This is a genomic window from Tianweitania sediminis, from assembly GCF_017813335.1.
GTDB classification, from domain to species: Bacteria; Pseudomonadota; Alphaproteobacteria; order Rhizobiales; family Rhizobiaceae; genus Tianweitania; species Tianweitania sediminis.
Genome location: NZ_JAGIYY010000004.1, coordinates 315,484 through 331,218 on the forward strand (window position 1 = coordinate 315,484; position 15,735 = coordinate 331,218).

General features: G+C 62.2%; 17 protein-coding genes. 11 read left to right on the forward strand and 6 right to left on the reverse strand.

Annotated features, from left to right (window positions below; translation table 11 throughout):
- Positions 1-556 precede the first annotated feature (556 nt).
- The 5 genes from J5Y06_RS14520 to J5Y06_RS14540 all read left to right on the forward strand — a co-directional run bounded on the left by J5Y06_RS14520 (position 557) and on the right by J5Y06_RS14540 (position 7,189).
- Positions 557-4,411 (forward strand): vitamin B12-dependent ribonucleotide reductase, encoded by a 3,855-nt coding sequence (locus tag J5Y06_RS14520; RefSeq protein WP_209335890.1) that lies wholly within the window; start codon positions 557-559, stop codon positions 4,409-4,411.
- Between the two features lie 65 nt (positions 4,412-4,476).
- Complete coding sequence (locus tag J5Y06_RS23580; RefSeq protein WP_209335891.1) at positions 4,477-4,608, forward strand: DUF4062 domain-containing protein; 132 nt, start codon at positions 4,477-4,479, stop codon at positions 4,606-4,608.
- Between the two features lie 923 nt (positions 4,609-5,531).
- Positions 5,532-6,071, forward strand: a complete 540-nt coding sequence (locus J5Y06_RS14530) for a GNAT family N-acetyltransferase (RefSeq protein ID WP_209335892.1) — start codon at positions 5,532-5,534, stop codon at positions 6,069-6,071.
- 64 nt (positions 6,072-6,135) lie between these two features.
- Positions 6,136-6,459, forward strand: coding sequence for a c-type cytochrome (locus J5Y06_RS14535; RefSeq protein WP_342453434.1), 324 nt, complete (start codon positions 6,136-6,138; stop codon positions 6,457-6,459).
- Positions 6,460-6,565: 106 nt separating this feature from the next.
- Positions 6,566-7,189 carry a YoaK family protein gene (locus tag J5Y06_RS14540; protein WP_209335893.1) on the forward strand — a complete coding sequence of 208 codons (624 nt, stop codon included), beginning with the start codon at positions 6,566-6,568 and terminating at the stop codon, positions 7,187-7,189.
- Positions 7,190-7,240: 51 nt separating this feature from the next.
- Here J5Y06_RS14540 and cueR read toward each other — a convergent pair whose 3' ends face one another.
- Together cueR and J5Y06_RS14550 are read right to left on the reverse strand one after the other, a co-directional pair.
- Positions 7,241-7,639 carry a Cu(I)-responsive transcriptional regulator gene (cueR, locus tag J5Y06_RS14545; RefSeq protein WP_209335894.1) on the reverse strand — a complete coding sequence of 133 codons (399 nt, stop codon included), beginning with the start codon at positions 7,637-7,639 and terminating at the stop codon, positions 7,241-7,243.
- Positions 7,640-7,658: 19 nt separating this feature from the next.
- A complete protein-coding gene (locus J5Y06_RS14550; RefSeq protein ID WP_245247860.1) occupies positions 7,659-10,139 on the reverse strand; it encodes a heavy metal translocating P-type ATPase in 2,481 nt (826 codons plus the stop codon).
- Positions 10,140-10,303: 164 nt separating this feature from the next.
- Between J5Y06_RS14550 and copM the strand changes: the two genes are divergently transcribed.
- Positions 10,304-10,717 carry a CopM family metallochaperone gene (gene copM, locus J5Y06_RS14555; protein WP_209335896.1) on the forward strand — a complete coding sequence of 138 codons (414 nt, stop codon included), beginning with the start codon at positions 10,304-10,306 and terminating at the stop codon, positions 10,715-10,717.
- Between the two features lie 228 nt (positions 10,718-10,945).
- Here copM and J5Y06_RS14560 read toward each other — a convergent pair whose 3' ends face one another.
- Entirely contained in the window at positions 10,946-11,365 is a 420-nt protein-coding gene (locus J5Y06_RS14560) for a cation transporting ATPase C-terminal domain-containing protein (protein ID WP_245247861.1), read from the reverse strand.
- A 45-nt stretch (positions 11,366-11,410) separates the two neighbouring features.
- On the opposite strand from J5Y06_RS14560, the gene J5Y06_RS14565 reads away from it, so the two are divergent.
- The gene (locus tag J5Y06_RS14565; protein WP_209335897.1) at positions 11,411-11,722 is read left to right on the forward strand and encodes a type II toxin-antitoxin system HicB family antitoxin; all 312 of its coding nucleotides are present in this window, start codon (positions 11,411-11,413) and stop codon (positions 11,720-11,722) included.
- On the opposite strand, the gene J5Y06_RS23585 is transcribed toward J5Y06_RS14565, so the two are convergent.
- Positions 11,623-11,991 (reverse strand): helix-turn-helix domain-containing protein, encoded by a 369-nt coding sequence (locus tag J5Y06_RS23585; protein ID WP_209335898.1) that lies wholly within the window; start codon positions 11,989-11,991, stop codon positions 11,623-11,625. The two genes, J5Y06_RS14565 and J5Y06_RS23585, sit on opposite strands and share 100 nt — an antisense overlap.
- A gap of 250 nt (positions 11,992-12,241) precedes the next feature.
- Between J5Y06_RS23585 and J5Y06_RS14575 the strand changes: the two genes are divergently transcribed.
- The 4 genes from J5Y06_RS14575 (at position 12,242) to J5Y06_RS14590 (ending at position 14,220) form a co-directional block, all read left to right on the forward strand.
- Entirely contained in the window at positions 12,242-12,448 is a 207-nt protein-coding gene (locus J5Y06_RS14575) for a glycine zipper 2TM domain-containing protein (RefSeq protein WP_209335899.1), read from the forward strand.
- A 206-nt stretch (positions 12,449-12,654) separates the two neighbouring features.
- Positions 12,655-13,257: a thermonuclease family protein gene (locus J5Y06_RS14580; RefSeq protein ID WP_209335900.1), complete on the forward strand. Its 603-nt coding sequence runs from the start codon at positions 12,655-12,657 to the stop codon at positions 13,255-13,257.
- Between the two features lie 168 nt (positions 13,258-13,425).
- Positions 13,426-13,887, forward strand: coding sequence for a DUF4112 domain-containing protein (locus J5Y06_RS14585; protein WP_209335901.1), 462 nt, complete (start codon positions 13,426-13,428; stop codon positions 13,885-13,887).
- A gap of 84 nt (positions 13,888-13,971) precedes the next feature.
- Positions 13,972-14,220, forward strand: coding sequence for a hypothetical protein (locus J5Y06_RS14590; protein WP_209335902.1), 249 nt, complete (start codon positions 13,972-13,974; stop codon positions 14,218-14,220).
- Positions 14,221-14,227: 7 nt separating this feature from the next.
- Here the strand turns inward: J5Y06_RS14590 and J5Y06_RS14595 are convergent, their stop codons facing one another.
- On the reverse strand, positions 14,228-14,704 hold the full coding sequence (locus J5Y06_RS14595) for a methyltransferase family protein (RefSeq protein WP_209335903.1): 477 nt from the start codon (positions 14,702-14,704) through the stop codon (positions 14,228-14,230).
- On the reverse strand, positions 14,697-15,698 hold the full coding sequence (locus J5Y06_RS14600) for a heparan-alpha-glucosaminide N-acetyltransferase (RefSeq protein ID WP_342453430.1): 1,002 nt from the start codon (positions 15,696-15,698) through the stop codon (positions 14,697-14,699). Before J5Y06_RS14600 ends, J5Y06_RS14595 begins: the two co-directional genes overlap by 8 nt.
- Between the last annotated feature and the right edge of the window lie 37 nt (positions 15,699-15,735).

Here is a 15,735-nt window from a genome sequence, read left to right on the forward strand (position 1 = left end):
GCCAGCGGCCAAGCAGGCATGATCGCTGGTCCCCGTTATCCACACTATGTGTTCCACAGAAGACACTAGATCTGGTGCCGGCTAAGCGGTCGGGAAACGAATCGTTGACCCTTCGCTGCGATGCGCGCTTAATGGCTCATGCGCTTCAGTGACAAGCGCGGCGGGCCTTGTTTGTTGGCCTGCCCGAAGTTCTAAACAGCTCATCTCAGGAGCAGTACAACGATCGCAGCAGGGTGCGGGCGGGGTGGGTTTTTGTGCGTTCACGCGCAGCCAGCCGTCTCGCATTTACCGGTTGAAAACACCATATGTGGTAGAGGCGTTGCATTCCTGCACTAGATCGTCGGTTGGCGACCTGGGTAGGAAGTCAGGTGAGGCCAGGGTCGCGGGGGAGCCCGGGAGCTGGTTCGAAGTGGTGAGTTGTGTGTGCGGACCCCAGGTTCGCGCTTTGGGTGAAATGGACCGGCGCCAAGCTGGTCAAGATCTAGAACCGAGCCTTGCGCCGAAGCGGATAAACAGCCGCCGCAGGCTCTAGATATAGACGTCGAAGGGACGAACGATGCGCATCGCACGGCATTTCACCAAGCCCGGTCAATCGGCTTACGCTGAGATCGAATTCCGCAAGGCTTTGTCGGAAATCAAGAATCCCGATGGCTCGGTGGTGTTCCGCCTGGACGACATCGACGTGCCCGCGCAGTTCTCCCAGGTGGCGGCCGACATCCTCGCCCAGAAGTATTTCCGCAAGGCCGGCGTTCCCGCGCGCCTGAAGAAGGTCGAGGAAAACGACGTTCCGTCTTTCCTGTGGCGTTCCGTTCCCGACGAAGCCGCTCTCGCCGAACTTCCGGTTGACGAGCGCTATGGCTCGGAAACCGACGCCCGCCAGGTGTTTGATCGTTTGGCCGGTACCTGGACCTATTGGGGCTGGAAGGGCGGTTATTTCGCATCTGAGGAAGACGCTTCGGCTTTCCGCGACGAGCTCGCCTACATGCTCGCCACCCAGCGTGTCGCGCCGAACTCGCCGCAATGGTTCAACACCGGCCTTCATTGGGCCTATGGCATCGATGGTCCGGGGCAGGGCCATTATTATGTTGACCCGTTCACGGCCAAGTTGACCAAGTCCAAGTCGGCCTACGAGCACCCACAGCCGCATGCCTGCTTCATCCAGTCCGTCGGCGATGATCTTGTCAACGAAGGCGGCATCATGGATCTGTGGGTGCGTGAAGCGCGCCTGTTTAAATACGGCTCGGGCACCGGCTCGAACTTCTCCTATTTGCGCGGTGAAGGCGAAAAGCTGTCAGGAGGCGGCAAGTCGTCGGGCCTGATGAGCTTCCTCAAGATCGGCGATCGCGCGGCCGGCGCCATCAAGTCGGGCGGCACGACGCGCCGCGCCGCCAAGATGGTTGTGGTCGACGCCGACCATCCGGATATCGAGGCTTACATCGACTGGAAGGTGAACGAGGAACAGAAGGTCGCGGCGCTCGTCACGGGCTCCAAGATCGTGAAGCGCCACCTCGACGCGATCCTCAAGGCCTGCGTCAACTGCGAAGGCCCGGAAGGCGATTGCTTTGACGCCGCCAAGAACCCGGCGCTCAAGCGCGAGATCAAGGCGGCCAAGAAGAACGCGGTGCCGGAAAACTACGTCAAGCGCGTCATCCAGATGGCGCGCCAGGGCCAAACGGCGATCGACTTCAAAACCTTCGACACCGACTGGGATTCGGAAGCCTACCTCACGGTGTCAGGCCAGAACTCCAACAACTCGGTTTCGCTGAAGGACGACTTCCTTCGCGCCGTGGAGAATGACGCCGACTGGCACCTGACTGCCCGTAAGGACGGCAAGACGCTGAAGACGCTGAAGGCGCGCGACCTATGGGAAAAGATCGGCTACGCCGCGTGGGCGTCGGCTGATCCGGGCCTCCACTTCAACTCCACCATGAACGACTGGCACACCTCGCCGGCCGCGGGCCCGATCCGCGCCTCGAACCCGTGCTCGGAATACATGTTCCTCGACGACACGGCCTGCAACCTAGCGTCCATCAACCTGCTGCAATACCGCAACGGCGATGGCACGATTGCCGTGCAGGCCTATGAGCACACCGTTCGCTTGTGGACGATGGTGCTGGAAATTTCGGTGATGATGGCGCAGTTCCCGTCCAAGGAAATCGCCCGCCTGTCCTATGAATACCGCACGCTCGGCCTCGGCTTCGCCAATATCGGCGGATTGCTGATGACCTCCGGCATCCCTTATGACTCGGCGGAAGGCCGTGCGATCTGCGCTGCCCTGACCTCGATCATGACCGGCGTCGCCTACGAGACCTCGGCGGAAATGGCGCGCGAACTCGGCGCCTTCCCGGATTACGTCCGCAACCGCGAAGCCATGCTGCGCGTCATGCGCAACCATCGCCGCGCCGCTTACGGCGAATCAACCGGCTATGAGAAGCTGTCGGTGAACCCTGTTCCGCTGGTTGCCTCAGATCTCAAGCAGACCGAACTGGCAGAGCGCGCCCGTGACGCGTGGGACCGCGCCATCGCGCTTGGTGAATTCCACGGCTACCGCAACGCCCAGGCAACCGTGATCGCGCCCACCGGCACGATCGGCCTTGTGATGGATTGCGACACCACCGGCATCGAGCCCGACTTCGCGCTGGTGAAGTTCAAGAAGCTCGCCGGCGGCGGCTACTTCAAGATCATCAACCGCGCCGTTCCGGAAGCGCTGCGCACGCTCGGCTATTCCGAATCGCAGATCGCGGAGATCGAGGCTTACGCGGTTGGCCACGGCAACCTGAACCAGGCGCCATCGATCAACCCCGGCTCGCTCAAGGCCAAGGGCTTCACCGATGAAAAGATCGCGGCCGTCAACGCAGCCCTGAAGTCGGCCTTCGACATCAAGTTCGTGTTCAACAAGTGGACGCTGGGCGAAGATTTCTGCCGCGACGTCCTTGGCTTCACCGACGAGCAGCTGAACGACTTCTCCTTCGAGATGCTGCCGGCGCTCGGCTTTGGCCGCAAGGAAATCGAAGCCGCCAACATCCATGTGTGCGGGGCGATGACGCTGGAAGGTGCGCCGCACCTCAAGGACGACCATCTGCCGGTGTTCGATTGCGCCAATCCCTGCGGCAAGATCGGCAAGCGCTATCTCAGCGTGGAATCGCACATCCGCATGATGGCGGCTGCCCAGCCGTTCATCTCGGGCGCCATTTCCAAGACGATCAACATGCCCAACGAGGCAACCGTCGAGGACGCCAAGAACGCCTACATGCTGTCGTGGAAGCTCGCGCTGAAGGCCAATGCGCTTTACCGCGACGGTTCCAAGCTCAGCCAGCCGCTCAACGCCTCGCTGCTTTCGGACGACGAGGAAGAAGCGGAGGAGCTGGTGGAAGCGCTGATCCAGGCGCCGGCTGCCGCACAGGCCGTTCAGGTCACCGAAAAGATCGTCGAGCGGATCATCGAGAAGGTGGTGCGCGACCGCGAAAAGCTGCCGAACCGTCGCCAGGGCTATACCCAGAAGGCGCTGATCGGAGGCCACAAGGTATATCTGCGCACCGGTGAGTTCGGCGATGGCCGCCTCGGCGAGATCTTCATCGACATGCACAAGGAGGGCGCTGCCTTCCGTGCGATGATGAACAACTTCGCCATCGCGATCTCGCTCGGCCTTCAATATGGCGTGCCGCTGGAAGAATATGTGGAGGCCTTCACCTTCACCAAGTTCGAGCCGGCTGGCGTCGTTGTCGGCAACGAGGCGATCAAGAATGCGACCTCGATCCTCGACTACATCTTCCGTGAGCTCGCCGTGTCTTATCTCGGCCGCAACGATCTGGCGCATGTCGACACGTCGGACTTTTCCAACACCGCGCTTGGCCGCGGTATCCAGGAAGGCAAGACCAACCCGTTCTCCACGGGCCTGATGCGCGGCCACAAGCCGGTGCTGGTGTCCGGTGGTTCGGCGTCCGGCCAGGGCGGCGCAAAGGGATCGGCCGGGCAGGGCGCTGCCGGTGCCGGTGGCGGAACTCCTGCCCCTGTGCGTGCGGCACCGACGGCGGCCAACACGTCCGTGGTGCGGGCCGTCGGTTCCACGGTCACGGCGCTGAAAACGGTGGCGCAGGAAGAACCGTCAGCCTTCCGTCGGGATTACGAGGAGCGCCAGGCCGACTTCGTCGAGGACCTGGAAATCGAGGAAGGCCCAACGGCCGATGAGGTCGCGGAAGCCAGCCATGCCACGGCGGCCGGCGCGCTCTTCACCGACGCTGCCCAGCGCGATGCTTCGGATGCCAAGGCGCTTGCCGCCGAACGCCGGACCCAGGCGCTGATGCAGGGCTACACCGGCAACATGTGCTCGGAGTGCCAGAACTTCACCATGGTGCGCAACGGCACCTGCGAGAAGTGCGACACCTGCGGCTCAACGAGCGGATGTAGCTGAGGAAACAAAGACTTAGACGCTTCTTCGGCCCGGTCCTTGGATCGGGCCGTTTCTGTGAGAGAGCCATGGAACTTAAGCGGTATCAAATCTTCCTAAGTTCGACGTTCGCAGATCTCGAAGTCGAGCGGCGAAATGTGATGCAAACCCTTCTGGAACTGGATTGCATCCCGTCTGGGATGGGAGTTCTTTCCTGCTAGAACGAAGAGACTTTCGAGTTCATTAAGACAGCCTTCTCTTCTCCCCTTGTGGGAGAAGGTGGCTGAGCGAAGCGAAGCCGGATGAGGGATGTTCCAGCTTGGCATCACTGGCGCCGCGCCCCTCAACTGTCTCGCCGCTGACGCGGCGATCCCCGCCTAGGGCGAGTCACTGGCCTCGCCCGCCCTTCGGGCCCCATAGGGGAGAAGGGCCCGCACTCCCCGTTCCACATCGTCATCAGCCCCGCATCAGGCGAAGGACGCGTGGAAGGATCTGCGCTAACGTCCTCAGGTCCTTGCCCCTCCAAAGAATTCCATCCACGCCCCTCCGATCCGCCCTTACCTTCCACCTCGTCCTTCTCATCGGGATCGCGGTTCGCGACGGTGATCGGCGGGGGAGGACCGGCGGTTTGGATGCGGTCTAACGTGGGCTGCATCCAAACGGAGCGGAGCCAAGGTCGCGGTCATCCCCCTCCCGCTACCGCAGCGGGGGCGTGACGCGAATGTCACTTAAGCCGGCGGTCACAAGCCGTCCGGCGAAGCGGACGCGGCGCTCCTGATCCAACGCCGGACGGGCGGCCGCAAAGCCGCATATACAAAATCCTACGAGCGACTTTGCAGCCGCCCGTTTTCCCGAATGCTGTTTTCAACGGCCAGACGGCGCAAGCCGGGCGTGGCGAGGCGGAGCCACGCGCTGACAAATGCGTGACCTCGGCGGCGGGAAGCGTCCCTAGGCTTTGGCGGTTACGTCCAGCGGAGGCGTGGATGCGACGCGTTTGCGGGACACGGTTTGATCCCGGTCAATGCCCAGGTGTTGCCGCCGTGCAGAATGAGCCCAACGCCAGCGACGCACTTATCGTCCTGAGCGGAAAGGCAGGATGGCCGAAGGCTTGCTGCCTGATCAAACGAAACTTCAGGAGCTCGCCATGACGTCGACAAGCAGCAACGCGGTACTGACCACCCGCACGAACCTCGTGCTCTCGGTACGACCTGCGGGACCGGGCGATGAAAGCCTGCTTGCCGATCTCTATAAGCATGTTTCCGCCGAGGACCTGCGCTTTCGCTTTCTCGGTGGCATGAGGGAGGTCAGCCACGAACGGATCGTGGCCATGACAAACGTGGACCACCGGACGGTGGAGAACTTTCTCGCTTTCACCAAGCCGGACAACATCCTCGTGGCGTCAGCGATGCTTTCGTCCAGCGGCGGACCTGAACGAGGGGAGGTGGCGATTGCTGTCAGGTCTGACTACAGGCACAAGGGCATAGCCTGGGAACTTCTCCGCCATGTTGCTGGCCAGGCCAAAAAGATGGGCTTCAAGAGCATCGAGTCCATCGAGAGCCGCGAGCACCATGAGGCGATCGAACTGGAGCGCGAGCAGGGCTTTCACGCCGTTCCTTATCCTGAAGACCCGCGTCTGGTCTTGATCCGCAAAGAGCTCGACGCGGTCCCGCGCAGCGCGGCCTAGCCACTTCCTTTGACGGGCACGGCGCGACAGGCATGTTCTCGGAAAGGTTCTCGCATTGAAAACCGTGTTTCCTCTGATGTTCCTGCTCTGCAGCTTCGCGTCTGACGTGAGCATTGCGGAAGGCACCTCTGCCGAGCAGCGCGGCCGAGAGATCGCCCTTGCGAACTGTTCAAGATGTCACTCCGTGGAGGCCGTGGGCGCGAGTACTCTTCCGGAGGCGCCGCCGTTTCGTCTTCTGAACAGACGCTATCCGGTCGAGCAGCTGGGGGAGTCCCTCGCAGAAGGGATTGGCACCGGCCATCCCGAAATGCCGGAGTTCCGTTTCGAGCCGGCCCAGATCAGCGACTTCCTTGCCTACCTGAGATCCCTAGCGTCGCGGCGGCCGTAAGCGTAGGAGGGCGCATTGATAGCCGCACCGAAGCGGGCGTCGTCAGCAGTAGGCCATCCCCGCAAGTTTGCAGAGCAAGGAGTTTCATGAAAAACCGGCAGGTGCCTTGATACAGGCTGACCGAACAACACGGCTTCTCGCCATCAGCGCGGCTGTGGTAGCTGGCTTCGTGGACGCCGCGGGTTTCATCCAAACGGGCGGCTACTTTGTTTCCTTCATGACGGGGAACTCGACGCGTCTTGGGATCGGGCTGGCGGGCCCAGGCGACGTGCTGTTGCCGGCCGCGTTGGTCCTCGCCTTCGTTGGCGGGGTGACTCTTGGATCTCTGCTGATCATGGCCAGGAGAAGCTTCAGGCCCAGTGCCGTTACGTTTGGTTTCGTGGCCGGCCTCCTCGCAATCAGTGCAGCACTCGGCGGACTCGGCTTTGCAGCTGCTGCGACCCTTGTGATGGCCGGCGCGATGGGGGCCATGAACGCGGCTTTTCAGGCGAACGGGGAAGTCCGGATCGGTCTCACCTACATGACGGGAACACTGGTCAAAATCGGCCAGCGCGTGGCCGGCGCGTTGGGCGGCGGCCCGTCTTGGCTTTGGATGCCATACCTCCTCCAGTGGCTTGGGCTGGTCGCCGGAGTTGCACTCGGTGCAGCTGCCTACGGTAAGCTCGAAACACAAGCCTTGTGGCTGCCGGCAGCAGCTTTGGTCGCCATGAGCCTGTTCGCGGCGAAATGATAAACCAAGGCCATGGGCAACTCACTGGAAAGCCTTGTAACCAGCCCTTGCTTAGTGGACCGAAGTCTCGCCCGACAGTCCATCGATGATCGGGCATTCGGGCCGGCTATCGCCATGGCAGTTTGCGACGAGATGCTTCAACGTGTCCCGCAGCCCCTGCAGTTCCGTGATTTTGCGCTCGATTTCTTGAAGCTTCCCCGATGCGATAGCCTTTACCTCCATGCTTTCGCGCCCCCGGTCTCCATAAAGCGACAGGAGCTGCCGGCATTCCTCCACGGAAAAGCCGAGGCTTCGGGACCGTTGAAGGAAGCGCAGGCGGTGCACGTCCTCCATGGAATAATCACGATAGCCGTTCTCGCGGCGATCCGGCCGGATGAGCCCGATGTCCTCGTAATAGCGGATCGTTTTGGCCGGCAGGCCCGACTTTTCCGAAACAGCGCCGATATTCATTCGCGTTCTCCTTGTTAGTTCAGCCGAGCCGTACGGTTCGCAGCCGGAGCGCGTTGGCAATGACGGACACGGACGAGAGGCTCATGGCCGCCGCGGCAATCATCGGCGACAGGAGCGCGCCGAAGACCGGATAAAGCACTCCCGCCGCAACAGGCACGCCGAGCGCATTGTAAACAAAGGCAAAGAAGAGGTTCTGCTTAATATTGCGGATCGTGGCCTGAGCCAGGGTGCGTGCCCGCACGATCCCGTTGAGGTCCCCCTTCACAAGCGTAATCCCCGCACTGTCGACGGCAACATCCGCTCCTGTTCCCATGGCAATGCCGACGTCCGCGGCAGCAAGGGCAGGTGCATCGTTCACCCCGTCGCCCGCCATGGCGATCCGGGCTCCTTTCGCCCGCAGCTCCTGAACAAGCTGCTGCTTTCCTTCCGGCAGCACATCGGCACGAACTTCGTCGATCCCGAGCTTGGCCGCGACGGCCTTGGCCGTGCGCTCATTGTCGCCCGTCGCCATGATGATGCGAAGGCCGCTTTCGTGTAGGGCGCGGATGGCTTGCGCGGTGGTTGCCTTGACCGGATCGGCAACGGCGACGAAGCCTGCGACCCGTCCGTCCAAGGCAATGAACATCGCGGTCTTCCCCTCGGCTCGCATCGCATCCGCTTGTGCGGCGAGGCGATCCACGCCGATCCGAAGGTGCGCCATCATGGCAGCGTTTCCGAGCGCCACCATCCGGCCTTCGACCTTGCCGCTGACGCCCTTGCCGGTGATCGACACGAAGTCGGCTGCGTTCAAGAGCGCCGCGCCGCGTTCCACGGCGCCTTCAACAATGGCCTCGGCCAGTGGATGCTCCGAGCCGCGTTCCAGGGAGGCGGCAAGTGAAAGAAGCTGAACGGCATCAAACCCGTCAGTCGCGACGACATCCGTCAGTCTGGGCCGGCCCTCCGTCAGCGTGCCGGTCTTGTCGACGATCAACGTGTCGACGCTGGCGAAGCGCTCGAGCGCTTCCGCATCCTTGATCAGAACGCCCGCCTGGGCACCGCGCCCGGTGGCCGTCATGATCGACATCGGCGTGGCCAGCCCCAGCGCACAGGGGCAGGCGATGATGAGCACCGACACCGCCGACACGATGGCGAAGACCATATTGGGTTCTGGCCCGAACAGAGCCCAGACCAGGAAGGCAAGAACGGCGGCCAGTACCACCGCCGGCACAAAATAAGCGGAAACCCGATCGGCCAAGCCCTGGATCGGCGCGCGGGAGCGCTGCGCCTTCGCAACCATCTCGACGATCCGAGACAGCATCGTGTCGGCGCCTACACGCTCGGCGGAGATAACCAGCGTGCCGTTCTGATTCAGCGTTCCACCGGTGACGGGGTCCCCCGGTGCTTTTTCTACTGGCACCGACTCACCCGTGATCATGGACTCGTCGATGGACGTGCGGCCCTCCACCACCCTGCCGTCAACGGGAACGCTGTCGCCGGGCCGAACGCGAAGGCGATCTCCCGGCCCGACTTCGTCCAACGGAACATTGACTTCGGAGCCGTCAGCGGCAATCCGGCGGGCGGTCTTCGGCGAGAGGTCGAGGAGGGCGCGGATTGCCGATCCCGTGCGCTCGCGTGCCCTCAGTTCCAGCACTTGTCCGAGGAACACCAGCGCAACGATCACGGCCGCCGCCTCGAAGTAAACCGGAACGGTTCCGCCATGGTCGCGGAACTGGTGCGGGAAGAGGGCAGGGAAGAAGGTCGCAACGACACTGTAGAGATAAGCGGTGCCCACGCCGATGGAGATCAGGGTCCACATGTTCGGGCTGCGGTTGACGATGGACTCATAGCCTCGGTGAAAGAACGGAATGGCCGCCCAAAGAACAACAGGCGTTGCAAGCAGCAGTTCAAGCCATGCTGCCAGCGGCTCGCCGATCCCGTCACGAACAGCCAGTCCAAGCATCGGCCCCATGGCGATCACGAGCAGCGGCATCGACAGGACCGCGGAAACCCAGAACCTGCGCGTGAAATCCACCAATTCCGGGTTTGGGCCCTCGTTACCGGTGGGCACCCCCATCGGTTCCAACGCCATTCCGCACAAAGGACAGGAGCCCGGCCGGTCGCGCACGATTTCAGGATGCATCGGGCAGGTATATTCGGTGCCCGCTGGCATTGGCGCCGGGACGGGGCGACCCGCGAGAAAGCGCTCGGGCTCCGCCTCGAACTTGCTTTTGCAACCACCTGAACAGAAGTAGAATTTCTGTCCCTCATGGCCATGCAGATGTTGCGCGGAGGCCCGGTCCACTTCCATGCCGCAGACAGGATCTTCGGCCGTCAGGTAGAGCTGCGGCTCCGCAACGAACTTGGCATGGCAGCCAGCGCTGCAGAAGTAAAAGACGCGTCCGCCGTGGTTCGCGCTGGGTGTGCCCGCGTCACGGTCGACGGTCATGCCGCAAACTGGGTCGCGCACGATGGCTTCGTTTGCGCCATGCGGCTGTTGAAGGCCGTGATCATGAGAGGTCATGCTGATCGCCTCGTGTTCCATCTTGCCCTAACGTTCGCGCTTCCAGTAACTGGAAGGTCAAGCTTCATATTCAGCTTGACCTTCCCTCCGCTGGAAGGCGGACAGTGGACAAATGCCGTCCGGCGGTCCTGCCGGGGATGCGGGAAGGAGCCGAGGAAATCACCATGAAAACGTTGAAGACGATCGCCGCAACAGCCGTGCTAGCCTCGATGGCCGCGGTCGCGTGGGCGCAGATGAACCACGGCACCCATGGCGGCGGCATGATGATGAACATGGACCAGATGCAGTCCATGATGGCAACGATGATGCCCTCAGACGGGGACACCGACGCCATTAAGGCCTTCAAGGAAGCGGATATGGAGATGATGCGGGGGATGGCGGTCAACTACACGGGCGATCCGGACGTCGACTTCCGCCTCAAGATGATCCCGCATCACCAGGGCGCGATCGACATGGCCAAGGTCGCGCTCCAGCACACTGCTGACGAGGACACGAAGCTCCTGGCGCGGGCGATCATTGCCGCGCAGGAACGCGAGATTGTCGAGATGCAGGCCTGGTTGGCAAAGAACCGCAAGTAGCCGGCAACAAGCCCATCCGCAGGGTGCATGCTCCCGGGGCGAAAGCGGTAGTAGCACGTCCCTTCGAAGATTCGGGTCCCAGGAATCGCCGCTCGTTGACCCTATCGAGCCCTTCGAGGCAGGGGTGTTATCCGCTTTCTCGCCTCGTTGAACCACAGGACCGCGCTTCCCACGGCGAGGCGAACAGCCACTGACCTCCATCGAGAGGCTCCGCCCCGAAGGCCACGTTCAGCGCGGGCACGCAGACAACGGCCACCTGCAGAACGAGGGAAGTCCTATGGCTCCCCACAGCCAGGGGTTCACGAAGGAGTGGCTGAAAGCACTTCGCGTTTCCGAGCGAGCATTGAAGCAGTTGAAGAGCTGGGCAAACACAAGCACGGTGAAGCCTGCAGTTCGAGCTTCGTCCAGTGTTCCGCTTCCTTCCACCAAGCCACTCGGAAGGTAGAAATCGATCGTGAACAGCGTTGCCGCCGCCATCACACTTCCTGTCGCCATGACGCCGCGCCACATCCGCAAGTTGATCGTCGGCTTCGCCGGATCCCTCGGCGGCCTTGCCATGGCGTCCTCGGTGTAGGGATCGATGCCCATTGCGAGGGCCGGACCTGCATCCGTGACGAGGTTGATCCAGAGGATCTGAGTCGCAAGCAAGGGCGGCACCTCGGTTGCCACCACCCGTCAGAGGGAGCGGTCTTTATGCGTATCGAACGCTATGCGGTGATTATCGAGAAAGCCGGAGAAAACTACTCGGCCTATGTCCCTCATCTTCCAGGATTGAATGCCACTGGCGCGACTCTTGAGGAGACCGAAAGCGAAATCCGCGAAGCGATCCGCTTCCAGATCGACGGCCTAAAGGAAGATTGTTTACCAGTACCGGATGCGGTCAGCCGGCTCGAGTATGTTGATGCTCAGAGCTTTCGCAAACGTTCCATTCCGAGATTTAGGTCATCGATCGCCTGCTGCAGTATCGCCAACGTTTCGGATTTGATTGGATGGGGTGAAGCATAGAGCGCCTGCCGTTCGGAGAAGCCGAAGGAATAGTCGCGAAGTGTGCTAGAGTTCTCGTCCGAAAGATCATCCGTGATCTTCTTGATCCGCTCAAAGAGTTCCACGCTTATCGAACTTTCTCCGCGTTCGTATTTGCTTATCTGCTGAGCCGTTAGGCCGACTTTGGTGCCGAGTGCCTCCTGTGTAAGGTGTGGGACACGCTTGCGCATTCTTCTCAGCCTTTCGCCAACGGCTTTCGAGCCTGAAGAGATCTGCCGCTTGGCAACCACGTTTTGATTCCTGATTGTGGCTCCACAATAGTTAAACTTTCTGGTTGTACGCCAGGTGCCGATAGTTGTAGCCGCAAGGCCTTTTGTTACTCAAAGTAGAATTTCAGCTCAGCCAACCATCAAGCCGGAACTGTCCGCCTATTGAGCTGAGTAGGTCGAGCAGTCATGCGCTGACAAACGCGTGACCTCGGTGGCGGGAACCGTCCCAAGGCTTTGTCGGTTACGTCCCCGCAACAAAAAGGAAGATCCCATGACCAAACGTCTCGCCGTTCTTGCCGTTCTCGGAGCCACCCTCGTTGGCGCCGGCTGCACCACAAGCGAACGCACCGTAGGCGGTGCCGTGGTTGGCGGCGTCGGCGGCGCGGTTGTGGGCAATGCCGTGGCGGGCACGGGCGGCGCCGTGGTTGGCGGCGTTGGCGGTGCCGTGGCCGGTGGCGCAATCGGGCGCAACCTCTAAGCCCAAACGACTATGGGGCGGCTGCCACCCTGGCGCTGCCCGACCACCTACTTTCGCCGCCTTTTCCTGCAACGGGAAGTTGTTTGGCTGGAGGAGCACGTCTCCTGATTCGGTGCCGCACAAGCGGCGGAGTGAGACGCATTTTTGGAATGGGCGAAACGGCCCGTTCACCCCTGCCAGCTACGATTTCCTGACGGGAGGTGGCGATGGGCAGGATCGTGGATTTTCGGCCGCGGACACCAAAAGGGTGGGATCATCGGCCCGGGCGCGATGCGCAGCCCAGGCGGCGCGTTCGGCGCAGACGCCGCTCGGTGCTGCCGGACCGTCTCGGCTTTCTCGTTTTCGCGGCCCTGTGCGTGGGCGCCTTAGCGCTCCACGAAGACTGGTCGGAGCCGACCGTTGATCTGGTCGGCTATTTCCGCCCCGAGCCGGCGACGGCACCCTCGCGACCCAATCTCATCTCGCAGCGGTTTTCCTTATGTGGCAGCGGCCGACGGATAAACTGCGTGGTGGATGGCGACACGTTGTGGATCGGTGGGGAAAAGATCCGCGTGGCCGACATCAACACGCCCGAGACCGCGGAGCCGCAATGTCGCAGCGAGGCGCAGCTCGGCGAACGGGCCAAGCGCCGGCTGGTGGAACTGGTGAATGCCGGCCCCTTCGAGCTGCGGCAGACAGACCGCGACCAGGACCGCTATGGGCGCTCGCTTCGGGTGCTGGTGCGCAACGGCCGGTCGCTGGGCGCAACGCTGGTGGCCGAAGGGCTTGCGCATGGCTGGGATGGTGCGCGTCGCTCCTGGTGCGCTTGAAGATTTCGCCGGGCAGCGCTCACCCGATCTTGCGCAGCATCATTTCAATTCCAATATGACGTTCATCGGGGTCCGGGCCCCTCTGGCTGAAGCTCTCAGAGCTACAGCGATGTCGGACCCTCTCAGCAGTTGAGCCTGCGGGCTCGTGAGCGAGAGGTTTTGTCGTCCATGTCGTCTTTCCGTTCCTTTGTGCGTCCTGGACCCGCTTCTGCGGAAACCGAAGCGGCGGTTTTGCAGCGTTTGGAGCACCTGTCGGTGTTTCTCGACAGCGCCTTTCGCGTGCCGGTGATCGGAACGCGCGTCGGTGCCGATGCGCTGTTGAACGTCGTTCCAGGCTTCGGCGTCCTGTTTGCGAAGTCGCTGTCGGCCTACATCATCTGGGAAGCGCATCGGTTGGGCGTTCCGCGTCGGACACTTGCCAAGATGCTGACTAATCTCGGAGTCGACTTTGGCATCAGCATCGTGCCGCTGGCGGGCTGGGTGGGTGACGCCTTTTTCCGTGCCAACCTGCGCAATCTCAACCTGCTGAAAGCGCATCTGCATGAGCGCAAGGCGGGCTACCGGCCGCAGGCTGGGGCTCGGACGGCCGCTCCTGTGATTGACGGGCAGTGGGTGCGCAACCCCGCTTGATCGCCTTCGGGAACCGCTCGGGCGCTTGACGGTTGCTTCTTCAGAAGGCAGCGGCGGGCCGCTGCTCAAGAAGGAGATTTCGCGATGATCGACGACAAGTCCCCAGGCGCCGGCGCAAGCCTGCCATCCCAGGCGCAGGACGCCAAGCCGCAGTCATCCTCCACGTCCCACACCAGCGGCCAAGGCAAGGACCGAGGCAGCGTCGAAGGCGATGCGCGCGGCCAGTTTGTGCAATCACAACACGGCAAGGAAAACAACGGCGTTTCCAGTGCCAGCCCTCGCGTCACCACCGGCACGGATGATGCGACGTTTGAGAATGATCCGGGCGACTGAAATCGCTTCAGATCCAGCGCCGCACCTTCTTGCGGTAATCGCGGTACCGCTTGCCGAAAACAGCGTCCAGATGCCGCTCCTCGGGCTTGATTGCCACAGCCTGCAAGATCAGGCAGGCGATCAGCCCGAAAATGAAGAACCACAAGCTTCCAATGAGAAAGCCGAGGCCGAACATCAGCATCGCCATGCCAAGATAGATCGGGTTGCGCGAAATCTTGAACACGCCGTCCGTGACAAGGTGCTGAGCGGCGCGATCAGGGCGGATGGTGGTGTTCTCGCGACGGAACTGCCGTGCGGTGGCGCCAACCAGCGCCAGCCCACAAAGCACGGCGATTGCGCCAAGCATGAACAGGACATCGGCCAAGGGCCGGCCGATCCAGGGCAGCGGCAGCAAAGCATGTCCAGCGAAACTGAGAGCCAGAACGGCGGCCAGCACGAGAACGGGCAGGGGCGAGCGCATCGGCGCGCTACGGGCATCACTCATCGTCGCTTCCTTCCAATTGCTCCAGGTCCGTTTGGCTCGTGCAGAACCCGGCGATCTTGTTGAGTTGCGCTTGCATCGCAGGATCGCTGGCGCTGCGGTCAAAGGCGGTAATGCCCCCTTCCAGGAGCCCGACCTGGTCCAGAACGCAGCCGCAATAGCTTTGGCAGAACGAGGCCCCGCGCACAGGGGTGCATTGCGCGCGGCATGCATTGCGAAAGCCCGCTACCGGGTCCGGCGGCGGCGGCGGGGCAATTTGCGTCGCAAGCCAGACCAGGCTGATCAGCACCGGCTGGTGGATAAGGTAAAAGGCGAGGCTGTGCCGACCGCCCCATTCCAGAGGGGAGAAAATGCTCGGCGGTGACCATGTCCGCAACCGGTCCATGAGCCCGCTTGCCCGGCCGATCTTCGCCGCTGCCATGCCAAGCAGCACGGCACCGAACCACGGAAACAGCGGCACATAATCATTGGAGTGCGGGTTCTCCGACGATAGCCCAACCCACCAAAGCCAGGGTGTGTTGAAGCTGTCGCTGCGGAAGAACCATGGCAGGGCGATCACCGCTGCGGCCGCGAGCACCAGAACAAAAGCGGGAAGTCGCAGAAGGAGCACGCCGAGCAGGCTTGCCAGCGCGATCTGGTGGAGAATGCCGAAGAAGATGAAGCCGCCGGGTACAGCAAACCAGGTTACAAGCGAGATCGCCGCAGCGGCCCCGGCAACCTGAGCCAAGCGGAGGAGAAAGGGGCGCCAGCGAACTCCCTTCGCGTGGGCAAGAACCAGGCTGACGCCGGCAAGAAACAGGAAGCTCGAGGCGATGCACCGGGCAAACAGCCGCCAACCGCCGAACGCAGTCAGGCCTGGTGAAAGGTAGCCGAAGAATTCGAGGTCCCAGGTGAAGTGGTAGATCGCCATGGCCACGAGGGCCGCGCCACGTCCGATGTCGATGGCGCGGATGCGAGCCGAAGGGGAGGCGGAGGGAACCGTGGGATCTGTCATCATGCAGCCTTTGCCGCATTTGCGCGGAGGAAGAAACAAA

What these genes read in the sequence shown, in the direction of transcription:
- J5Y06_RS14565 (WP_209335897.1), top strand. Translation starts at nt 11,411, where the DNA reads ATGCGTATCGAACGCTATGCGGTGATTATCGAGAAAGCCGGAGAAAAC.
- cueR (WP_209335894.1), bottom strand. Translation starts at nt 7,639, where the DNA reads ATGAATATCGGCGCTGTTTCGGAAAAGTCGGGCCTGCCGGCCAAAACG.
- J5Y06_RS14595 (WP_209335903.1), bottom strand. Translation starts at nt 14,704, where the DNA reads ATGAGTGATGCCCGTAGCGCGCCGATGCGCTCGCCCCTGCCCGTTCTC.
- J5Y06_RS23580 (WP_209335891.1), top strand. Translation starts at nt 4,477, where the DNA reads ATGGAACTTAAGCGGTATCAAATCTTCCTAAGTTCGACGTTCGCAGAT.
- J5Y06_RS14550 (WP_245247860.1), bottom strand. Translation starts at nt 10,139, where the DNA reads ATGACCTCTCATGATCACGGCCTTCAACAGCCGCATGGCGCAAACGAA.
- J5Y06_RS14600 (WP_342453430.1), bottom strand. Translation starts at nt 15,698, where the DNA reads ATGATGACAGATCCCACGGTTCCCTCCGCCTCCCCTTCGGCTCGCATC.
- J5Y06_RS14575 (WP_209335899.1), top strand. Translation starts at nt 12,242, where the DNA reads ATGACCAAACGTCTCGCCGTTCTTGCCGTTCTCGGAGCCACCCTCGTT.
- J5Y06_RS14590 (WP_209335902.1), top strand. Translation starts at nt 13,972, where the DNA reads ATGATCGACGACAAGTCCCCAGGCGCCGGCGCAAGCCTGCCATCCCAG.
- J5Y06_RS14520 (WP_209335890.1), top strand. Translation starts at nt 557, where the DNA reads ATGCGCATCGCACGGCATTTCACCAAGCCCGGTCAATCGGCTTACGCT.
- copM (WP_209335896.1), top strand. Translation starts at nt 10,304, where the DNA reads ATGAAAACGTTGAAGACGATCGCCGCAACAGCCGTGCTAGCCTCGATG.
- J5Y06_RS14580 (WP_209335900.1), top strand. Translation starts at nt 12,655, where the DNA reads ATGGGCAGGATCGTGGATTTTCGGCCGCGGACACCAAAAGGGTGGGAT.
- J5Y06_RS14530 (WP_209335892.1), top strand. Translation starts at nt 5,532, where the DNA reads ATGACGTCGACAAGCAGCAACGCGGTACTGACCACCCGCACGAACCTC.
- J5Y06_RS14585 (WP_209335901.1), top strand. Translation starts at nt 13,426, where the DNA reads ATGTCGTCTTTCCGTTCCTTTGTGCGTCCTGGACCCGCTTCTGCGGAA.